Consider the following 19,672-nt stretch of genomic DNA (forward strand, 5'->3'; position numbering starts at 1 on the left):
CGGGTGGCACCCCGCTCGGCCGGTGCGCCGGAGCTGGGGACGGCAGCAGGCACGACGGGCCGGGGGCGGGTCATGCCGGTCTCGACCTCCGCTCACCCCCGCCGAGCCGGCGGCTCGGTCCCTGCCCGGTCCGAGCGCGCCCGCGCGGGAACGCTGCGGCCCGGGGCCCATGGTGACAACATCGTGCCGCTGCGTCCACGCGACCGCCGTCCGAGGCGGTCGCCCGACTCCCCGCGGGAGGCCCGCTGTGCCGGTCGACGAGGTACCGGCCCTCGGGCTGCCTGCGGCCGGGCCCGGTGAGGTCCGGTCGTTCTCCGCGCTGGTGCGCCGGGCGGCGCGCGCCGCCGGCGACGCCCCGGCGGTCATCGCCGGCGGCACCCGGCTGAGCTGGGCGGAGGTCGACGAGCGGGTCGACCGGGCCGCCGCGGGCTACCGCGCCCTGGGGCTCGCGCCCGGCGACCGGGCCGCCGTCCAGCTGGGCAACACCGTCGACTGGGTGGTCGCGGTGATGGGCGCGCTGCGGGCCGGGCTGGTGGTCGTGCCGGTCAACACCGCCTACACCGACCCCGAGGTCACCCACCTGCTCACCGACTCCGGCGCCCGGCTGCTCGTGGTCGGCGCCGAGCGCGCCGAGCTGGCCGGCGTGCCGGTCAGCGTGGGCCCGCCCACGTCCGCCGACCCGGCCCCGGCCGACCCCGACGACCCCGACGCCCTCGCGCTGCTGGCCTACACCAGCGGCACCACCGGCCGGCCCCGCGGCGCGATGCTCACCCACGCCGCGCTGCTGGCCAACCAGCAGCAGCTGCTGGCGCTCGACCCGCCGCCGGTGCGCACCGGCGACCGGGTGCTGCTGGTGCTCCCGCTGTTCCACGTCTACGGCTTCAACAGCGGCTGGGGGCTGGTCGCCGAGACCGCGGCCTGCGCCGTCCTGGTCGAGGAGTTCGACCCGGTGGCCACCCTGCGGCTGATGGCCGCCGAGGAGGTCACCGCCGTCCCGGGCGCCCCGCCGATGTACGCCGCCTGGCTGGCCGTCGCCGATGCCGAAGGCGACGCCGTGCTGCGCCGCGGGTTCGCCGCCGTCCGCACCGCCAGCTGCGGTGCCGCCCCCATGTCCGGGGCGCTGTTCCACGCCATGCGCAGCCGCGCCGCCGTCACCGTCTGGGAGGGCTACGGGCTCACCGAGGCCGCGCCGGTGCTGTCCAGCACGCTGGCGACCGGCCGGGCCAAGCCCGAGTGCATCGGCGGCCCGCTGCCCGGCGTCGAGCTGGCGCTGCGCGACACCGCGGGCGGCCCGACCGCCGGCCCCGACCCGGGCAGCCGGGTGCGCGGCGACGTCTTCGGCGACCCGTTCGCCGACGACGACGCCGACGGCGACGAGGCGGGGGAGATCTGCGCCCGAGGGCCGAACCTGTTCAGCGGGTACTGGCCCGACGGTTCCGACGGCCCGGACACCGACGGCTGGCTGCTCACCGGCGACATCGCCTACCGCGACGCCGACGGCGACCTCAAGCTCGTCGACCGGCGCCGCGACCTGGTCCTGGTCAGCGGCTTCAACGTCTACCCCGGTGAGGTCGAGCGGGTGCTGGACGAGCACCCCGGCGTCGCCGAGAGCGCGGTGATCGGCGTCCCGGACCCGCGCACCGGGGAGGCCGTGCACGCCGTCGTCGTCCGCGCCGCGGGTGCCGAGGAGGTGACCGAGGCCGCGCTGCGCGAGCACGCCGCCCGGTCGCTGGCCCGGTTCAAGGTGCCGGTCGGCGTCCACTTCGTGCCGGAGCTGCCGCACTCGCTGGCCGGCAAGGTGAGCCGGGCCCGGCTGCGCGAGCTGGGGCTGGAGCGCGCCGCGGCGGCCGCGGCCGACGAGGAGGCCACCGGTGCCTGAGCCGGTCACCGTGCAGCTGCTCACCCGGCAGGGCTGCCACCTGTGCGTCATCGCCGAGGAGACCCTGGCCCGGGTCGCCGGGGAGGCCGGGGCCCCGGTCGAGCTGGTCGACGTCGACGCCGACCCCGAGCTGCAGGCCGAGTACGGCGACCGGGTGCCGGTGGTGCTGCTGGACGGCCGGGAGCACAGCCACTTCACCGTGGACGTCGACCGGCTGCGCCGCGACCTCGGGCTGGGCTGACCCCGGGCTGGGCTGACCGGGCACCCGAACGGGTGCCGGGACGCGTGGTCCTCGACACAGCGGACCCGCCCGACCTGCACGGACGCCGTCCGCGACTTTGTTCAGGCGTTCACAAGCGGTTACCGTGGCGTTCGCCGGGCGCCGACGCGCCCAGGTCCCTGAAGTGTCTGAGCCCGAAGTCCTCCCGATCGCCCCCGGCCCCGGCCGGACCGCGGTCGGATCGCTGTGGAGTCTGCCCGTGTCGGAGTCGCGGCCCCGGATCGTCCCGGAGGCCACCGTTGCCCGGTTGGCCGTGTACCTGCGGGTGCTGGCCGGCCTCGCCGACGGCGGCCGCAGCCACGTCTCCTCCGGTGAGCTCGCCTCCGCGGCGGGCGTCAACCCGGCGGGGCTGCGCAAGGACCTGTCCTACCTGGGTCCCTGCGGGGTCCGCGGGGTGGGCTACTCGATCAGCGGTCTGCGTGACCGGCTGACCGAGGTGCTCGGTGGCGAGCGGTCCCGGCCGTGCGTGCTGGTGGGGATCGGCCGGCTGGGCTCGGCGCTGGCCGACTACACCGGCTTCGCCAGCCGCGGCTTCCAGTTCGCCGGGCTGCTGGACAGCGACCCGCGCCAGGTGGGCACCGAGGTCGGCGGCCTCGTCGTCCGCCCGGTCGAGGAGCTGGAGGCCGTCGTCGCCGAGACGCATGCCGCCATCGGGGTCATCACGACACCGGCCGAGGTGGCCCAGTCGGTCTGCGACCGACTGGTCGCGGCCGGGGTGAGGAGCATCTTGAACTTCGCGCCGGTGGCGTTGACGGTGCCCGCGGGCGTCGACGTCCGGAAGGTCGACCTCTCGGTGGAGCTGCAGGTGCTGGCCTTCCTGGACCAGCAGCGGGACGGCTCCCCGCCGGTGGTCGCCGCGCTGCGCGCCACGGGGGGTGCCCGATGAGCCTGCTCGCCGTCGGCATCAGCCACCAGACCGCGCCGGTCGCCCTGCTCGAGCAGGTCAGCATGACCGGCGACGACACCGTCAAGACCCTGCACGAGCTGGTCGGCTCCGAGCACGTCTCGGAGGCCCTGGTCCTCGCGACGTGCAACCGGATCGAGGTCTTCGCCGAGGTCGACCGCTTCCACGGCGGCATCACCGACGTCAGCCGGGTGCTCGCCCGGCACGCCGGTGCGACGGTCGAGGAGCTCTCCCCGTACGTCACCGTCTACTACGAGGACCAGGCGATCGGGCACCTGTGCACCGTCGCCGCGGGCCTGGACTCGATGGTCGTCGGCGAGACCCAGGTGCTCGGCCAGCTCCGGGCGGCCTACGCGCTGGCCCAGGAGGAGGGCACGGTCGGGCGCGAGCTGCACCCGATCGCCCAGCGGGCGCTGCGGGTGGGCAAGCGGGTGCACGCCGAGACCGGCATCGACAAGGCCGGCGCCTCGCTGGTCTCCGTCGCGCTGGACCGGGTCACCGCCACCCTCGGCGACCTCGCCGGCCGCCCGGTGCTGGTCGTCGGCGCCGGCTCCATGGGCGCGCTGGCGGCGACCACCCTGGCCCGCCGCGGCGCGTCGGTCACCGTCAGCAGCAGGACGCCGGCCAGCGCCGCCCGCCTCGCCGAGTCCGTCGGCGGGCGCCAGGCCGACCTGGACCAGCTGGCCGAGGAGCTCACCGCCGCCGACGTGCTGGTCACCTGCACCGGCGCGACCGGCACCGTCATCGGCACCGACGTCGTCAGCACCGCGCTCGCCGCCCGCGGCGGCCGCCCGCTGGCGATCGTCGACCTGGCGCTGCCCCGCGACGTCGACCCCGCCGTCGCCGGCCTGCCCGGCGTGCAGGTGGTCGACCTGGAGATGCTGCAGGGCGAGCGCGCCGCCGACCCGAGCCGCCCGGTGGCCGGCTCGGTCGCCGCCGACGACATCGCCGCCGCGCACGCGCTGGTCGAGCTGGAGACCTCCCTGCTGCGCGCGGAGCGCCAGGCCGCCGCGGTGGCCCCGACGGTCTCCGCGCTGCGCAGCCAGGCCGCCGAGGTCGTCGACGCCGAGCTGCTCCGGCTCTCCACCCGGCTGCCCGACCTGGACGCCAAGGCCCGCAGCGAGATCGCCCGCACCGTCCGCCGGGTGGTCGACAAGCTGCTGCACGAGCCGACCGTGCGGGTCAAGGAGCTGGCCAGCGCCCCCGGCGGCACCGACTACGCCGACGCGCTGCGCGCGCTGTTCGGGCTGGGGCTCGACGGCGACACCGCCAGCCTGTCCCGCGCGGTCACCGTCGACCCGGAGCTGCCCGCCGGGACGACCCTGTCGGCCCTGGACGTCCTCTCGGTCGAGGGGAGCCCGGAGTGACCGACCTGCGCACGGCCACCCTGCGGCTGGGCACCCGGGCCAGCCAGCTCGCGCTCACCCAGTCCCAGCACGTCGCCGACGCGCTGACCGAGACCAGCGGCCTGGCCGTCGAGCTGGTGCACGTCAGCACCTACGGCGACCGCTCCACCGAGGCGATCGCCCAGCTCGGCGGCACCGGCGTCTTCGTCAGCGCGCTGCGCGACGCGCTGCACGCGGGCACCGTCGACCTGGCGGTGCACAGCTTCAAGGACCTCCCGACCGCGCCGACGCCCGGGCTCACCGTGGCCGCCGTCCCGCCGCGGGAGGACCCGCGCGACGTGCTGGTCGCCCGCGACGGGCTGACCCTCGGCGAGCTGCCCCCCGGTGCCCGGGTCGGCACCGGTGCGCCCCGCCGGATGGCCCAGCTGCGCGCCCTCGGGCTCGGGCTGGACGTCGTCCCGATCCGCGGCAACATCGACACCCGGATGGGCAAGGTCACCTCCGGCGAGCTGGACGCCGTCGTGCTGGCCCGCGCCGGGCTGTCCCGGATCGGCCGGATGTCGGTGGTCACCGAGGTGCTCGACCCGATCCAGGTGCTGCCCGCCCCCGCGCAGGGCGCCCTGGCCGTGGAGTGCCGCAGCGACGACACCCGGGTCGTGGAGCTGCTCGCCGCCCTCGACGACCCGGCCGCCCGCGCCTGCGTGGCCGCCGAGCGCGCCGTGCTCGCCGCTCTGGAGGCCGGCTGCAGCGCCCCGGTCGCCGCGCACGCCGAGCTGACCGAGGCCGAGGACGGCAGCGCCGAGCTCTGGCTGCGCGCGTCGGTCACCGCGATCGACGGCAGCGACTCGGTCCGCGACTCGATCTCCGGGCCGGCCGCCGAGGCCGAGTCCCTGGGCCGGCGGCTCGCCGCGGAGCTGCTCGACCGCGGCGCCGCCGCGCTCGTGGCCGGTTCACGGTGACCGGCCCCCGGCGGGCAGTGCCCGCCCTCCCACGTCCCGCAACACCCGCAGCGACCCCCACCAGGGGCAGGAACAGGAGCACGCGATGACGCGCTCACGCAAGCAGAACGGCAACGGGAAGGGCACGGTCGTCTTCGTCGGCGCCGGACCCGGTGACCCGGAGCTGCTCACCGGCCGGGCCACCGCCGCCATCGCCGGTGCCGACCAGGTGCTCGTCGACGCCGACGTCGCCGCCGCCGTGGTCGAGGCCGTGCGCGAGGCGCACCCCGACCTCGAGCTGACCACCGTCACCGGCGAGCCGGCCGAGGTCGCCAAGGGCGCCGTGGCCGCCGCCAAGAACGGCAACGTGGTCGTCCGGCTGGTCGCCGGTGACCCGTTCACCAGCGACGCCGTGGTCAAGGAGGCGCTCGCGGTCACCCGCACCAGCGTCGCCTTCGACGTCGTCCCCGGTGTCGCGGTCGGCACCGCGGTGCCCGCCTACGCCGGCGTGCCGCTGGGTGCCAGCTCGGTCCACGCCGACCTGCGCCCGGTCGACGCCGCCGTCGACCTGGCCGCGCTCGCCGCCGCCGCGACCGGCACCGGCAGCCCGCTGGTGCTGCAGGCCAACGCCGAGCAGCTGGCCACCACCGCCGCCGCGCTCGTGGACGGCGGCCTGTCCGGCAACACCTCGGTGGTCGTCACCACCGAGGGCACCGGCACCGCGCAGAAGAGCGTGGCCGGCAAGCTCTCCGCCGTGGCCGAGAAGACCGCCGGGCTCGACGCCCTCACCGGGCCGGTCGTGGTCACCGTCGGCGCGGTCGTCGACAAGCGCGCCAAGCTCTCCTGGTGGGAGAGCCGCCCGCTGTTCGGCTGGCGCGTCCTGGTGCCGCGCACCAAGGAGCAGGCCGGAGACATGAGCGAGCGGCTGCGCGCCTACGGCGCCGTCCCGGTGGAGGTGCCGACCATCGCCGTCGAGCCGCCGCGCAGCCCGGCCCAGATGGACCGCGCGGTCAAGGGCCTGGTCACCGGCCGGTACGGCTGGATCGTCTTCACCTCGACCAACGCGGTGCGCGCCGTGCGCGAGAAGTTCGCCGAGCTCGGCCTGGACGCCCGCGCGTTCGCCGGGGTCAAGGTCGCCTGCGTGGGGCAGCAGACCGCCGACGCGGTGCGCGAGTTCGGCATCGTGCCCGAGCTGGTGCCCACCGGTGAGCAGTCCAGCGAGGGCCTGCTGGCCGACTTCCCGCCCTACGACGACGTCTTCGACCCGATCGACCGGGTGCTGCTGCCCCGCGCCGACATCGCCACCGAGACCCTCGCCGCCGGGCTCAAGGAGCGCGGCTGGGAGATCGACGACGTCACCGCCTACCGCACGGTGCGCGCGGCGCCGCCGGCGGCTGCGGTGCGCGAGGCGATCAAGGGCGGTGGTTTCGACGCGGTCTGCTTCACCTCGTCGAGCACCGTGCGCAACCTGGTCGGCATCGCCGGCAAGCCGCACGCCCGCACCGTGGTCTCGGTGATCGGCCCGGCCACCGCGGCCAGCGCCACCGAGTTCGGCCTGCGCGTCGACGTGCAGCCCGAGATCGCCGCGGTCGGCCCGCTGGTCGACGCCCTCGCCGAGTTCGCGCAGGCGCGGCGGGCCGAGGCGGAGGGCGGCGAGGGCCAGTGACCGGCGGCGCCAACCCCGGCTTCGCCCGGGGCCGCCGGCTGCGCTCGACCCCGGCCATGCGCCGGTGGACGGCGCAGACCCGGCTGACCCCGGCCGACTTCGTGCTGCCCGTCTTCGTCAAGGAGGGCATCTCCGAGCCGGTGCCGATCAGCTCGATGCCGGGCGTCGTCCAGCACACTCCCGACTCGCTGCGGAAGGCAGCCGCCGAGGCGGCCGAGGCCGGCATCAGCGGGCTCATGCTGTTCGGCATCCCGAGCGAGAAGGACGCGGTCGGGTCGCAGGCCGACGCCGCCGACGGCATCGTCAACGTGGCGCTGCAGCAGCTGCGGTCCGACCTCGGCGACGAGCTCGTGCTGATGGCCGACCTGTGCCTGTGCGAGTACACCGACCACGGGCACTGCGGCGTGGTCACCCCGGCCGGCGTCGTGGACAACGACCCCACGCTGGACCGCTACGCCGCGGTGGCGATCGCCCAGGCCCAGGCCGGGGCGCACGTGATCGCGCCCAGCGGGATGATGGACGGCCAGGTCGCCGCGATCCGCGCCGGGCTGGACTCCAGCGCCTTCACCGAGACGCCGGTCCTGGCGTACGCCGCGAAGTACGCCTCGGGCTTCTACGGCCCGTTCCGCGAGGCCGCCGAGGGGGCGCCGCAGTTCGGTGACCGCTCGACCTACCAGATGGACCCGCCGAACGCCGACGAGGCGCTGCGCGAGGTGGCGCAGGACCTGGCCGAGGGCGCGGACGCCGTCATGGTCAAGCCCGCGCTGCCCTACCTGGACATCGTCACCCGGGTCGCCGATGCCGTCGACGTCCCGGTCAGCGCCTACCAGGTGAGCGGCGAGTACGCGATGGTCGAGGCGGCCGCCGCGAACGGCTGGATCGACCGGCGGCGGGCCGTCCTGGAGACGCTGACCGCGATCCGCCGGGCCGGCGCGGGCTCGGTGCTCACCTACTGGGCGGTCGAGGCCGCTCGCTGGGTGCGTTGAGGAAGGACCCCCTGTCACCCCACGCCTCGCAAGCTCGGCACGGGCCCCTGAGAGGGGGCCGTACGGACACAGCGGAAGAAGACCAGTCCATGGACGGCAGCCACCTGGAGCAGGGCGGGTCCTGGCGCCCGTTCTGGCTGGTCGCCGCCGTCCTCGCGGTGCTGGTGGTCGTGGACGCGGTGCTGCCCGGCCCGGACGTGCCGCCGCTGCTGTGGCTGCTGGCCGCCGTCCTGGTGCTGGGCTGCGTCGCGGCCGGGTGCCTGTCCGCCCGGCGGATCTGGACGGTGCGGGTGGCCGGCCGGGGCCCGGACGCGACCCTCTCGGTCGGCCGGGAGCAGCTCCGGCTCGCCGACGTCGACGCCGCGCACCTCCGGGCGGCCACCGACGGCGCTGCCGGGGTGGACGCCGGCGCGCCCGTGCTGGGCGGCGGCTGGTCGCTGCCCAAAGGCCGGGTGGGCCTGCCGCTGCGGCGCACCGACGGCACGACGGTGCTGGTGCCCACGCGCGACCCGGCCCGGTTGGCCGAGGCTCTTCTCACAGCCCACCCCGCCGGCGCCCCCTCCACGGACGCGCCTGGGAGAGTGGAGCCGTGACCGAGCCCTACCCCTATGAGGCGCCCGCGTCGGCGCAGCTGTTCGAGCGTGCCCAGCGGGTGACCCCGGGCGGGGTGAACTCCCCGGTGCGCGCCTTCCGCGCCGTCGGCGGCACCCCGCGGTTCATGGCCTCGGGGTCCGGCGCCTGGCTCACCGACGCCGACGGCCGCCGCTACGTCGACCTGGTCGCCTCCTGGGGCCCGATGATCCTGGGCCACGCCCACCCCGAGGTCGTCGCCGCGGTCACCGCCGCCGCCCGCAACGGCTTCACCTTCGGCACCCCGACCGCCGCCGAGGCCGAGCTGGCCGAGGAGATCGCCTCCCGGGTCGCCCCGGTCGAGCGCGTGCGGCTGGTCAACTCCGGCACCGAGGCGGTGCTGTCCGCCGTCCGGCTGGCCCGCGGGTACACCGGCCGGCCGCTGGTCGTGAAGTTCGCCGGCTGCTACCACGGCCACGTCGACGCGCTGCTGGCCTCGGCCGGCTCCGGGGTGGCCACCCTCGGGCTGCCGGACACCCCCGGCGTCACCACCGGCGCGGCCGCCGACACCATCGTCGTCCCGTACAACGACGTCGCCGCGGTCGAGGCGGTGTTCGCCGAGCGCGGCGACCAGATCGCCTGCGTGGTCACCGAGGCGGCCCCGGGCAACATGGGCGTCGTCCCGCCGCTGGACGGGTTCAACGCCCACCTCCGCCGGATCACCGCCGCGCACGGCGCCCTGCTGCTGGTCGACGAGGTGATGACCGGGTTCCGGGTGTCCCGCGGCGGCTGGTACGGCCTGGACCCGGTCGACGCCGACCTGTTCACGTTCGGCAAGGTCATGGGCGGCGGGATGCCGGCGGCGGCGTTCGGCGGCCGCGCCGACGTGATGGACCAGCTGGCCCCGGCCGGGCCGGTCTACCAGGCGGGCACGCTGGCCGGGAACCCGGTCGCGGTGGCCGCCGGGCTCACCACGCTGCGGCTGTGCACCGACGAGGTCTACGCCCGCTGCGACGAGGTCGCCGCCACCCTGCGCGGGGCGGCCAGCGCGGCGCTGTTCGCCGCCGGGGTGCCGCACCGGGTGCAGCAGGCCGGCTCGATGTTCTCGGTGTTCTTCGTCCCCGACGAGCGCCAGGTGCGCGACTACGACGACGCCCGCAGCCAGGACGTCGCCGCGCACACCGCCTTCTTCCACGCGATGCTCGCCCGCGGGGTCTACCTGCCGCCCTCGGCGTTCGAGGCGTGGTTCGTCAGCGCCGCCCTGGACGAGGCGGCCGTCGAGCACGTGCTCGCCGCGCTGCCCGCCGCCGCCCGGGCGGCCGCCGCGGCCGCCGGCGGCCCGGCCTCGCCGGTGGCCACCGACGCGCTGGAGCTGCAGCCATGAACGAGACGACCGTCGTCCACCTGATGCGCCACGGCGAGGTCTTCAACCCGGCCGGCGTGCTCTACGGCCGGCTGCCCGGCTACCGGCTCTCCGAGGGCGGCGAGGCGATGGCCCGCACGGCCGCGGCGTGGTTCGCCGACCGGGGCGACGTCACCCACCTGGTGGCCAGCCCGCTGGAGCGCGCCCAGCAGACGGCGCAGCCGATCAGCGAGGCCCTCGGGCTCGAGATCGCCACCGACGAGCGGCTGATCGAGGCGGGCAACTCCTTCGAGGGCAAGACCTTCGGCGTCGGCGACGGGTCGATGAAGCACCCGGAGAACTGGTGGCGGCTGCGCAACCCGTGGAAGCCGTCCTGGGGCGAGCCGTACCGGGAGATCGCCGCCCGGATGCTGGGGGCCATCGCCACCGCCCGGGACGCCGCCCGCGGGCACGAGGCCGTCTGCGTGAGCCACCAGCTGCCGATCTGGACCGTCCGGCTGCACCTCGAGGGCCGCCGCTACCTGCACGACCCGCGCAAGCGCGAGTGCGGGCTGGCCAGCGTCACCTCGCTGGTCTACGACGACGACCGGCTGGTGCGGCTGGAGTACGCCGAGCCGGCCGGCGCCACCGACCCCGACGCGGTGCCCGGTGCCTAGGTCGTCCGGACGCCGCTCGGCCGCCCTGGTGGTGGCCCTCGCCGGGCTGCTCGCCGGGTGCAGCAGCGGCGAGGGGCAGGCGGTCGACGTCAACAACGGCGGCGAGTTCCGCTTCGTCCAGGGCACCCCGGCCGGCGAGGTGATCCCCGCCGACGAGCGGCAGAGCGCTCCGGAGTTCTCCGGCACCCTGCTGTCCGGCGAGGAGTTCTCCTCGACCGAGCTGGCCGGCGACGTCGCGGTGCTCAACTTCTGGGGTTCGTGGTGCGCGCCCTGCCGGGTCGAGACGCCGGAGTTCCAGGAGCTCTACACCGAGGTGGCCGACGAGGGCGCGCAGTTCCTCGGGCTCAACGTCAAGGACCAGGAGCAGCTGGCGACCTCGTTCCTGGAGACCAAGGGGATCACCTTCCCCTCGCTCTACGACCCGAAGGGCCAGGTGGCGCTGGCCTTCCGGGACTACCCGGCCAACGCCATCCCGTCCACCATCGTGCTGGACCGGCAGGGCCGGGTCGCCGCCGTCTACACCGCCGCGGTGCTCCAGGACGACCTGCGCACCACGCTCACGCAGCTGCTCGGGGAGGAGTGAGATGGCCGACGGAGTCGCCGACCTGGTGACCGACGGGCCGCTGCTGGTGGCGGCCGCCGTCGCCGCCCTCGCCGGGCTGATCAGCTTCGCCTCGCCCTGCGTGCTGCCGCTGGTGCCCGGCTACCTCTCCTACGTCACCGGCCTGGTCGGTACCGGCGCCCGGACGGCGGCCCCCGCCCCGGCCGGGGACGGCGCCGTCGCGACCGCCGTGCGCGTCGACGAGCGCCCCAGCCGCGGCCGGATGGTCACCGGCGCGCTGCTGTTCGTGCTCGGGTTCACGCTGGTCTTCGTCGTGCTGAGCACCGCCGTCGGCGGGCTGGGCCGGGTGCTGCTGCAGCACAACGACACGATCACCCGGGTGCTCGGCGTGGTCACCGTGCTGGTCGGGCTGGGCTTCCTGGGCTGGCTGCCGTTCCTGCAGCGCACCGCGCGGATGAGCGCCCGGCCGGCGGTCGGCCTGGCCGGCGCGCCCCTGCTGGGCATCGTGTTCGGGCTGGGCTGGACGCCGTGCCTGGGGCCGACGCTGACCGCGGTCAACTCGCTGGCCTTCACCGAGGCCAACGCCGGCCGTGGTGCCTTCCTCGGCGTCGCGTACTGCCTGGGCCTGGGCGTGCCGTTCGTGCTCGTCGCCCTGGGCGCCCGCTGGGCCGTCGGGGCGACGTCGTTCCTGCGCAGCCACGCCCGCACCGTCACCCGGGTCGGCGGCGTCGTGCTGGTCGTCGTCGGGCTGATGCTGGTCACCGGCGCCTGGACCGAGCTGATGCAGTGGCTGCGCGGCTGGCTCGCCGCGACCGGCCTCGGTGAGGGAGCGCCGTTGTGATCGAGCTCGCGAGACCACCGATGAGCACAGCACGACCGGTCGCAGCCCCGACGAGCGCCGGCGAGGAGGCGCTGTGACCACGACGGCCCCGCCGCGGCCGGCGGCCCCGGCCACCCCGCCGTCCCCGCCCTCGCCCGGCCGCCGGGTGCTCGCCCGGCTGCTCCGCTGGTGGCGGCAGCTCACCGCGATGCGCACCGCGCTGGTGCTGCTGTTCCTGCTGGCCGTGGCCGCCATCCCGGGCTCGCTGCTGCCGCAGCGCTCGCTGTCGCAGAACAGCGTCAACCGGTACTTCCAGGACAACCCGACGCTGGCGGAGTGGCTGGACCGGTTCTACCTGTTCGACGTCTTCAGCTCGCCGTGGTTCGCCGCGATCTACCTGCTGCTGTTCATCTCGCTGATCGGCTGCGTCGTCCCGCGGGCGATCGAACACGGCCGCACCCTGTTCACCCCGCCGCCGACCGCGCCGCGGCACCTGCACCGGCTGCCGGAGCACGCCGAGCTGCCCACCACGCTGCCGGGCACCGGCGCGCTGGACGTGGTGGAGGAGGAGCTGCGGGTCCGCCGCTTCCGGGTGGTGCGCCGCGAGGGGCGGTCCGGGCCGGAGGTCTCGGCGGAGAAGGGCTACCTGCGGGAGACCGGGAACGTGCTGTTCCACCTCTCCCTGCTGGCGCTCCTGCTGGGGCTGGCCGGCGGCAAGATGTGGGGCTACGAGGGCAGCATCCTGGTCACCGAGGGCCAGGGGTTCTGCAACTCGTTCCAGCAGTACGACACCTACTCCTCGGGCCCGCTGGTCGACAGCAGCGGCCTGTCGCCGCTGTGCGTGGACCTCGACGACTTCCAGGCGCAGTACGAGGACGACCTCACCGCCTCCTCCTACACCGCCGACATCAGCTACCAGCTGGACGGCGGCGACCCGGTCGGGACGACGATCGGGGTCAACGACCCGCTGCGCATCGACGGCGAGCGGGTCTACGTGACCGGCCACGGCTACAGCCCCGAGTTCAGCCTCACGCTGCCCGACGGGACGTCGTTCACCGACCTGTCCGCGCCGTTCCTCCCCGCCGACCAGGGCACGCTGGCCAGCCAGGGCGTGCTCAAGGTGCCCGACCTCGGCGCCGGCTCGACCGACCAGCTGGCGATCGAGGGCTTCTTCGCCCCCACCGGCGTGACCCAGGGCGCGGGGATCCTCACCTCGGTCGACCCGCGGCCGCTGGACCCGCAGGTCGCGATCGTCGTCTACACCGGCTACCTGGGCCTGGACTCCGGGCTGCCGCAGTCGGTGTACTCCCTGGACCAGACCCAGATCGACCGCGGCCTGCTGACCGAGCAGGCGTCGGGCAACCTGGCGGTGGGGGAGTCGCTGACGCTGCCCGACGGCACGGTGGTCACCTTCAGCGGCTACCAGGAGTTCGCGGCGCTGCAGCTGTCGCACGACCCCGGCCAGCTCTGGGTGCTGGCGGCCTCGATCGCCGTGCTGCTCGGCCTGGTCGGCATGCTGCTGGTGCGCCGGGAGCGGGTCTTCGCCCGTGTCGGCCCCGCCCCCGACGGCGGGGGTACCGTGCTGTCGATCGGCTCGTTGACCCGCGGCAGCGCCGACACCGGGCCCCGCTTCACCGCACTGACCGACGACGTCCGGGCGGCCCTGGCCGCCCGTGCTCCCGCGCCTCCCGGCGCCGCACCCACCGCCCACGAGGAGGCACCGCCGTCGTGATCGACGAGTCGCTCGCCCGGTTGTCCGACACGTTCTTCACCGTCACGGTGGTCGTCTACTCGCTGGCCGTGGTGGCGTTCTGCGCCGAGCTGGCCTTCGGCCGGCCCGCCCGCGACCGGCAGCTGGTCGCCGCGGGGGCCGGCACCCCGGCCGCCGGCGCGCCCACCGGCGGTGCGACCTCCGCCGTCGACCCGGCTGCCGACGAGCCGGCCCGCGCCCGGCGGCTGGGCACCGTCGCCATGCTGCTCACCGGCCTCGGGCTGCTCACCCACGCCGCCGTCGTCGTCACCCGTGGGCTCGCCGCCGACCGGCTGCCCTGGGGCAACATGTACGAGTTCACGACCGTCGTCGTGCTCGTCGCGGTCGTCGCCTACACCGCGCTGGCCGTCCGGGCCCCGGAGCTGCGGCACATCGGGCTGTTCGTCATGGGCCCGGTCGTGGTCTCCATGGCGCTGATCCGGATGGTCCTCTACGTCGAGGCCGGGCCGCTGGTCGCCGCCCTGCGGTCGTGGTGGCTCGCGGTGCACGTCACGACCGCGACGCTCGGCTTCGGCATCTTCTTCGTCAGCGGCATCGTCAGCGTGCTGTACCTGGTGCGCAGCCGCCGCGAGGAGCGGGCCGCCGCCGAGGGCCCGCTGCCGCCCTCGCTGCTGGACCGGCTGCCCTCGGCCGCCGCGCTGGACCGCACCGCGCACCGCACCGCCGTCTTCGGCTTCCCGATCTGGACCTTCGCGGTCATCGCCGGCGCCATCTGGGCGGAGAGCGCCTGGGGCCGGTTCTGGGGCTGGGACCCCAAGGAGACCTGGGCCTTCATCGCCTGGGTCGTCTACGCCGCCTACCTGCACGCCCGCACCACCTCGGGCTGGCGGGGCCGCCCGTCGGCGTGGGTCAACGTGGTCGGGCTCGCGGTGATGGTCTTCAACCTGCTGTACGTGAACTTCGTGTCCACCGGCCTGCACAGCTACGGCGGCGTCAGCTGACGTCGTCCCGGTGAGGCGAAGCCCTCACTCTGAGTCACGATCGGGTGAAACGAGACCGCTCGGTACCCAACGTTCCTCCCGCGAGCCCGGTGACCATGGCATCCTGAGCGCATGACTCAGCGCGGCGGTGGTCACCGTGGGTAGGCACGCGGCTGGTGACGGCACGGCCGTCGACCCGATCGTGGCGGCGGCGCTGGACCAGCGCCCGGCCGCAGCGGCGCCCGGTCCCCCGCGGCACGCGGAGGGCTCCCGGCAGGCGCTGCGCGCGACCGGCAGCGAGGGCGGTCTCGGCTGGCCGGGCGACCCGGCCGACGGCACGGGGCTCGGCTGGCCCGCCGAGCAGCTCGCCGCTGCGCCGGCGGCCGTGACCCTGGTGCCCGACGCCGGGCCCGGCGAGGCGCCCGCGCGGCGCCGCGCGGGCTGGCGCCGGCTCTTCGGCGGCGGCTCCACGACCGGCAGCAGCAGCGCCGCGTAGCGGGGCACGCCGAGAGCCGGACGAGCCGTCGACCCCGCAGGGTCGACGGCTCGTCGGGTCTCAGGCCGGTGGACGGCGGGTCAGCTCAGGCTGCCGTCGTCCCGCTTGGTGCGCCGCTCCAGCTCGCGCAGGAACTCCGGGTCGTCGTCGGGGGCCAGCGGCCGGGTGGGCCGCTGGGTGCGCGGCCGGCGCGGCGGGCGGACGGGCCGCCCGGCGGCCCCCTGCCCCCCGCCCTGGGCAGCAGCAGCACGCATCACGAGCACGACCACGGCCACCGCGATCAGCATCATCACCAGGAAGACCATCAGGCCACCCCCCTCGTCGCCACCCAATGTACGACCGCGGCGATACTCGGGGGCGGTGATCTCGCCCGACCGGGGCCGGATCGGTGTCCCGGGCCCGCGCCCGGGCCTGCACGAGGACCGGAGGGGCGTCATCGACGCGGTGGACGAGCAGCTGATCAGCCTGCTGCGGGCCAACGGGCGGGCCAGCTACGCCGAGCTCGCGCGGCAGGTCGGGCTGTCGGCTCCCTCGGTGCACGAGCGGGTGGGGAAGCTCGAGGCGGCCGGGGTGATCACCGGGTACCGGGCGGTCGTCGACCCGGCCGCGGTCGGCCTCGGCGTCACCGCCCTGGTCGGCGTGATCGAGAGCGACCAGGTCGACGACACCGGGCTGGAGGAGGCGCTGGCGGAGCTGCCGTCGGTGGAGGACTGCTGGCGGGTCGCCGGCAGCGAGGGGTACGTGCTCAAGGTCCGGGTCCCCGACATCCGGGCACTCGAGGACACCATCAGCGCGTTGAACCGGATCCGGGGCGTCGCGCGCACCCGGACGACCGTCGTGCTGTCGACCAAGTGGGAGGGCCGTCGTGGCTGAGCAGACCGGAGCCACCGCAGCAGGGGCGGAGGGGGTCCCGGCCGCGCCGAAGCTGGTCCCGCTGTTCCTGCTCTACACCGTGGGGCGGCTGGCGATCGCGGCCGCGCTGATCGCGCTGCTCTGGGCGCTGGGCCTGGGCGGCACGCCGGGGTTCCTCTTCGGCGTCCTGCTGGCCATGCCGGTGTCGTTCCTGGTGCTCGGCCCGGTGCGCACCCGGCTGACCAGCGCCCTGGTGGTGCGCAACGACCGCAAGGAGGCGCTGCGCGCCCAGCTGCGCGGCACCGACGCCGACGACGCCCGCTAGCTCAGCGCCAGCCCGGCCCCGAGCAGGACGCCGACGGCGAGGGTCAGCTGCCCGGTGCCCTTCAGCGCGCCGATCAGCACCGGCCCGCGCCCGCCGCTGGTGACCGTGCGCACCGGCGGCAGGGCCAGCGGCAGCGCCAGCAGCCCGAGCAGCGCCCACGGCCGGGTCACGCCGATGGCCGCGATCACCGCGAACGCGACGACGAGCAGGCCGGCGTAGGCCACCCGGGTGCGGCTCTCGCCGAGCAGCACCGCGAGCGTCCGCTTGCCGACCGCGGCGTCACCGTGCACGTCGCGCAGGTTGTTGACCACCAGCAGGGCCACCGAGCACAGCCCGATCGGCACGGCGGCGGCGAAGGCCAGCCCGTCCAGCGTCTCCGTCTGCCCGAACGTCGTCCCGACGACCGCGACCAGCCCGAAGAAGACGAAGACGAACACCTCGCCGAGCGCCCGGTAGCCGTAGGGGATCGGACCGCCGGTGTAGGTCCAGGCGGCGACGATGCTCACCGCGCCGACCGCGACCAGCCACCAGCTCGACACCGCGGCCAGCGCCAGGCCGGCCACCGCCGCGACGGCGAAGGCGATCGCCGCGGCCACCAGCACCTGCCGCGGCGTGGCCGCCCCCGAGCCGACCAGCCGCATCGGCCCGACCCGGTCGGCGTCGGTGCCGCGCTTGCCGTCGGAGTAGTCGTTGGCGTAGTTCACCGCCACCTGCAGGGCGAGCGCGACGACCAGCGCGAGCAGCGCGGGGCCGAGCCGGAAGCCGTCGAGTGCGGCGGCGACGCCGGTGCCGACGAGCACGGGGGCGAGGGCGGCCGGCAGGGTGCGGGGGCGGGCGCCCTCCAGCCACTCGGCTGCGGTGGTCACGGGTGTTCTCCCAGGGTGCGCAGGACGGACCGGCGGTCGGGCTTGCCGGTGTGCAGGGTGGGGACGGCGTCGACGAGCGTGAGCGCCCGCGGGGCCGCGGCGGCGCCCAGCCGGTCGGCGACCCAGGGCCGCAGCTCGGCGAGCTGCGGCACCGCACCGGCCGCGGGGACGACGGCCGCGACGACGCGCTGCCCCCACTCCGGGTCGGGCAGGCCGGTGACGACGGCGTCGGCGACGGTCGGGTGCTCGCGCAGCGCGGCCTCGACCGCCTGCGGCGAGACGTTCACCCCACCGCTGATCACCACGTCGTCCAGCCGGCCGTGCACGGTCAGCGTCCCGTCGGGGGCGAGGGAGCCGGCGTCCCGGGTGCGGAACCAGCCGTCGGCGAAGGCCGCCGCGGTGCCGGCCGGGTCGAGCCGGTACCCGGAGGCCAGCACCGGCCCGGCGAGCTCCACGCCCTCGGTGACCCGCACCCGGACGCCGTCCAGCGGGACGCCGTCGTACACGCAACCGCCGGCGGTCTCGCTCATCCCGTAGGTGGTGCGCACCCGCACGCCGGCCGCCCGGGCCCGCTCGAGCAGCGCCGGGTCGGCGGCGGCCCCGCCGACCAGCACGGCGTCGAAGGAGGCCAGCGCCTCGGGCTCGTCGGCCAGCAGCCGGCGCAGCTGGGTGGGCACCAGCGAGGTGTAGCGGCGGTCGCCGCCGGGCAGCCGGGCGGCCGCCGCGGCCAGCGTCTCGCCGCGGGCCAGCACGGCGGGCTCACGGCCGGCCACCGCGCTGCGCACCAGCACCTGCAGCCCGCCGACCGCCGAGGTGGGCAGCGCCAGCAGCCAGCTGCCCGGGCCGCCCAGCCGGTCCAGGGTGGCCGTCGCGGAGGCCCGCAGCGCGGCGGCGGACAGCAGCACGCCGCGACCCCCGCCGGTCGACCCGGAGGTGACGACGACGAGGTCGGTGCCCGGTTCCAGCGGCTCGTCGGGCCGCAGCACGGCCCGCGCGGCGTCGGCCGGGCCGCTGCCGGCGGGGAGGACGGCCAGCGGCGCCCCGCCGTCCAGGCTGCGGCGCAGCGCGGGCCAGACGGTGCCCAGCACCGCCGCGGCGGCCTCGGGGGGCGGCGCGGGCACGAGGGTCAGCTGCCGGGCCACAAGGGGTCAGGCTACGGCGCCGGGTGCGGGCGCCCGGTCAGAAGAGGTCGGGCACCAGCGCGAGCACGACGAACCGGACCGCCCGGCCCAGCAGGCAGGTGATCACGAAGGCCTGCAGCCGCATCTTCGACGTCCCGGCGTAGAAGGCGATCGCGAGCAGCGGCGGGATGCCCACCGAGGCGCTGAGCAGCACCACGCCGTGGCCCCAGCGCCCGGACAGCAGCCGGACGCCGGCGGCGTTGACCCGCTTGAGCCAGCGGCCCACCGGCCGCAGCGCGCGCTTGACCGGCCCGCCCGGCGGCTCCTCGCCGGCCTCCTCGGCGGCGCTGATCTCGGCGGCCTCCTTGGCGCCGCGGTCGCGCAACCGCTGCAGCCAGCTGGAGCTGGTCGCGCCCCGGGCCGCGGAGAACAGCAGCACCTTGCCGACGGTCTGCCCCACGGCGGCGGCGACCGCGGAGGCGACCGCGACGGTGGGGGAGCGGGTGACCGCCACGCCGATCACGTAGGCCTCGACCGGCAGGAACGGGGTGACGGCGGAGACCGCACCGACCACCAGGCCCAGGGCGATGAGGCCGATCGTGCCGGCGTCAGGCACGGGCGGCGGCGCCCTGGGGCACGTGCGGGGTGTCCTTCGGCACGGTCAGCCGCAGCACCCGCCCCAGCGACCAGACCTTGATCACCAGCACCGTGGAGGCGGCCACCAGCGCGACCCACTGGTGGTCGGGCAGCACCACCAGCAGGGTGATCAGCAGGGTGGTGTTGGTGACCTTGGCGACCACGTGCCAGTTGAGCGTGTAGGCCAGCGGGTCGATCAGGTGGAAGTAGTTCGGCGAGAGCACCGGCCAGCGCATCGGCAGCAGGGTCAGCGGCAGGTCGACGACGACGAACTGGAACAGGAACACCGCGATCGGCCAGGGCGCGTCGACGAACTGCAGGAACACCAGCGCGCAGCTGACGCAGTTGATCCGGTCGCACACCACGTCGAACACCGCGCCGAACCGGGTCTCCTGGTTCCGCCAGCGGGCGATGTTCCCGTCGGCGGAGTCGCCGATCCAGTAGACGAGGTAGGCGGCCAGCAGCCACGGCCACGAGTGCTGCACGGCGGCGACGGTGACCAGCGCCAGCGAGGCCAGCGTGCGGAGGACGGTGACCGCGTTGGCGGCGTTGCGCAGCTGGCGGGGGTCCTCGCAGCCGCAGCCGCGCACGCCGCACCGCGCCGGCAGCCCCGGGCGGCGGGGGCTGAGGTCGGCGGTGGACCGCGGGGCCGTCTGGTGGGCCACGGTGACCTCCGGGGGTTCGGGTGCGCCGGGACGGCGCCGCGTGCACGCTA

22 protein-coding genes are annotated in these 19,672 nt (G+C 75.9%); 17 read left to right on the forward strand and 5 right to left on the reverse strand.

The window, feature by feature from the left end; translation table 11 throughout:
* The first annotated feature begins 247 nt into the window (after positions 1-247).
* The 15 genes from FHX36_RS18655 (at position 248) to FHX36_RS18725 (ending at position 15,157) form a co-directional block, all read left to right on the forward strand.
* A complete protein-coding gene (locus FHX36_RS18655; protein ID WP_110552699.1) occupies positions 248-1,879 on the forward strand; it encodes a class I adenylate-forming enzyme family protein in 1,632 nt (543 codons plus the stop codon).
* Positions 1,872-2,120: a glutaredoxin family protein gene (locus FHX36_RS18660; protein ID WP_110552700.1), complete on the forward strand. Its 249-nt coding sequence runs from the start codon at positions 1,872-1,874 to the stop codon at positions 2,118-2,120. Before FHX36_RS18655 ends, FHX36_RS18660 begins: the two co-directional genes overlap by 8 nt.
* A gap of 238 nt (positions 2,121-2,358) precedes the next feature.
* On the forward strand, positions 2,359-3,045 hold the full coding sequence (locus FHX36_RS18665) for a redox-sensing transcriptional repressor Rex (RefSeq protein ID WP_110552701.1): 687 nt from the start codon (positions 2,359-2,361) through the stop codon (positions 3,043-3,045).
* Positions 3,042-4,430, forward strand: coding sequence for a glutamyl-tRNA reductase (locus FHX36_RS18670; protein ID WP_110552702.1), 1,389 nt, complete (start codon positions 3,042-3,044; stop codon positions 4,428-4,430). Before FHX36_RS18665 ends, FHX36_RS18670 begins: the two co-directional genes overlap by 4 nt.
* Complete coding sequence (gene hemC / locus FHX36_RS18675; RefSeq protein ID WP_110552703.1) at positions 4,427-5,368, forward strand: hydroxymethylbilane synthase; 942 nt, start codon at positions 4,427-4,429, stop codon at positions 5,366-5,368. Before FHX36_RS18670 ends, hemC begins: the two co-directional genes overlap by 4 nt.
* Before the next feature lie 85 nt (positions 5,369-5,453).
* A complete protein-coding gene (locus FHX36_RS18680) occupies positions 5,454-7,013 on the forward strand; it encodes a uroporphyrinogen-III synthase (RefSeq protein WP_110552704.1) in 1,560 nt (519 codons plus the stop codon).
* Positions 7,010-7,999: a porphobilinogen synthase gene (gene hemB / locus FHX36_RS18685; protein WP_110552705.1), complete on the forward strand. Its 990-nt coding sequence runs from the start codon at positions 7,010-7,012 to the stop codon at positions 7,997-7,999. The genes FHX36_RS18680 and hemB overlap by 4 nt, the downstream gene beginning before the upstream one ends.
* Positions 8,000-8,088: 89 nt before the next feature.
* A complete protein-coding gene (locus FHX36_RS18690; protein ID WP_110552706.1) occupies positions 8,089-8,592 on the forward strand; it encodes a DUF3093 family protein in 504 nt (167 codons plus the stop codon).
* Entirely contained in the window at positions 8,589-9,953 is a 1,365-nt protein-coding gene (gene hemL / locus FHX36_RS18695; protein WP_183513998.1) for a glutamate-1-semialdehyde 2,1-aminomutase, read from the forward strand. Before FHX36_RS18690 ends, hemL begins: the two co-directional genes overlap by 4 nt.
* A complete protein-coding gene (locus tag FHX36_RS18700) occupies positions 9,950-10,588 on the forward strand; it encodes a histidine phosphatase family protein (RefSeq protein WP_110553901.1) in 639 nt (212 codons plus the stop codon). The genes hemL and FHX36_RS18700 overlap by 4 nt, the downstream gene beginning before the upstream one ends.
* Entirely contained in the window at positions 10,581-11,171 is a 591-nt protein-coding gene (locus tag FHX36_RS18705; protein WP_110553902.1) for a TlpA family protein disulfide reductase, read from the forward strand. The genes FHX36_RS18700 and FHX36_RS18705 overlap by 8 nt, the downstream gene beginning before the upstream one ends.
* Position 11,172: 1 nt before the next feature.
* Positions 11,173-11,991 carry a cytochrome c biogenesis CcdA family protein gene (locus FHX36_RS18710; RefSeq protein WP_110553903.1) on the forward strand — a complete coding sequence of 273 codons (819 nt, stop codon included), beginning with the start codon at positions 11,173-11,175 and terminating at the stop codon, positions 11,989-11,991.
* A 73-nt stretch (positions 11,992-12,064) separates the two neighbouring features.
* Positions 12,065-13,702, forward strand: a complete 1,638-nt coding sequence (gene resB / locus FHX36_RS18715; protein WP_181428915.1) for a cytochrome c biogenesis protein ResB — start codon at positions 12,065-12,067, stop codon at positions 13,700-13,702.
* Positions 13,699-14,682 carry a c-type cytochrome biogenesis protein CcsB gene (gene ccsB, locus FHX36_RS18720; RefSeq protein WP_110553904.1) on the forward strand — a complete coding sequence of 328 codons (984 nt, stop codon included), beginning with the start codon at positions 13,699-13,701 and terminating at the stop codon, positions 14,680-14,682. Before resB ends, ccsB begins: the two co-directional genes overlap by 4 nt.
* A gap of 136 nt (positions 14,683-14,818) precedes the next feature.
* Positions 14,819-15,157 (forward strand): hypothetical protein, encoded by a 339-nt coding sequence (locus FHX36_RS18725; RefSeq protein WP_183514000.1) that lies wholly within the window; start codon positions 14,819-14,821, stop codon positions 15,155-15,157.
* 80 nt (positions 15,158-15,237) lie between these two features.
* On the opposite strand, the gene FHX36_RS18730 is transcribed toward FHX36_RS18725, so the two are convergent.
* Positions 15,238-15,462, reverse strand: coding sequence for a hypothetical protein (locus tag FHX36_RS18730; protein WP_110554367.1), 225 nt, complete (start codon positions 15,460-15,462; stop codon positions 15,238-15,240).
* Between the two features lie 55 nt (positions 15,463-15,517).
* On the opposite strand from FHX36_RS18730, the gene FHX36_RS18735 reads away from it, so the two are divergent.
* Positions 15,518-16,030 carry an Lrp/AsnC family transcriptional regulator gene (locus FHX36_RS18735; protein ID WP_258373078.1) on the forward strand — a complete coding sequence of 171 codons (513 nt, stop codon included), beginning with the start codon at positions 15,518-15,520 and terminating at the stop codon, positions 16,028-16,030.
* Entirely contained in the window at positions 16,023-16,334 is a 312-nt protein-coding gene (locus FHX36_RS18740; protein WP_110554366.1) for a DUF4229 domain-containing protein, read from the forward strand. Before FHX36_RS18735 ends, FHX36_RS18740 begins: the two co-directional genes overlap by 8 nt.
* Here the strand turns inward: FHX36_RS18740 and FHX36_RS18745 are convergent.
* From FHX36_RS18745 to FHX36_RS18760, 4 genes are read right to left on the reverse strand one after another with little or no spacing between them, the layout of a single operon-like run.
* Positions 16,331-17,200: a 1,4-dihydroxy-2-naphthoate polyprenyltransferase gene (locus FHX36_RS18745; RefSeq protein WP_110554365.1), complete on the reverse strand. Its 870-nt coding sequence runs from the start codon at positions 17,198-17,200 to the stop codon at positions 16,331-16,333. The genes FHX36_RS18740 and FHX36_RS18745 overlap by 4 nt on opposite strands.
* Positions 17,197-18,342, reverse strand: a complete 1,146-nt coding sequence (menE, locus tag FHX36_RS18750) for an o-succinylbenzoate--CoA ligase (protein ID WP_343056661.1) — start codon at positions 18,340-18,342, stop codon at positions 17,197-17,199. Before menE ends, FHX36_RS18745 begins: the two co-directional genes overlap by 4 nt.
* Before the next feature lie 37 nt (positions 18,343-18,379).
* Positions 18,380-18,937, reverse strand: coding sequence for a hypothetical protein (locus tag FHX36_RS18755; RefSeq protein ID WP_110554317.1), 558 nt, complete (start codon positions 18,935-18,937; stop codon positions 18,380-18,382).
* Entirely contained in the window at positions 18,930-19,622 is a 693-nt protein-coding gene (locus tag FHX36_RS18760; RefSeq protein ID WP_220036117.1) for a CDP-alcohol phosphatidyltransferase family protein, read from the reverse strand. The genes FHX36_RS18755 and FHX36_RS18760 overlap by 8 nt, the downstream gene beginning before the upstream one ends.
* Between the last annotated feature and the right edge of the window lie 50 nt (positions 19,623-19,672).

It is taken from the genome of Modestobacter versicolor (genome assembly GCF_014195485.1).
In the GTDB taxonomy this organism is placed as follows: domain Bacteria; phylum Actinomycetota; class Actinomycetes; order Mycobacteriales; family Geodermatophilaceae; genus Modestobacter; species Modestobacter versicolor.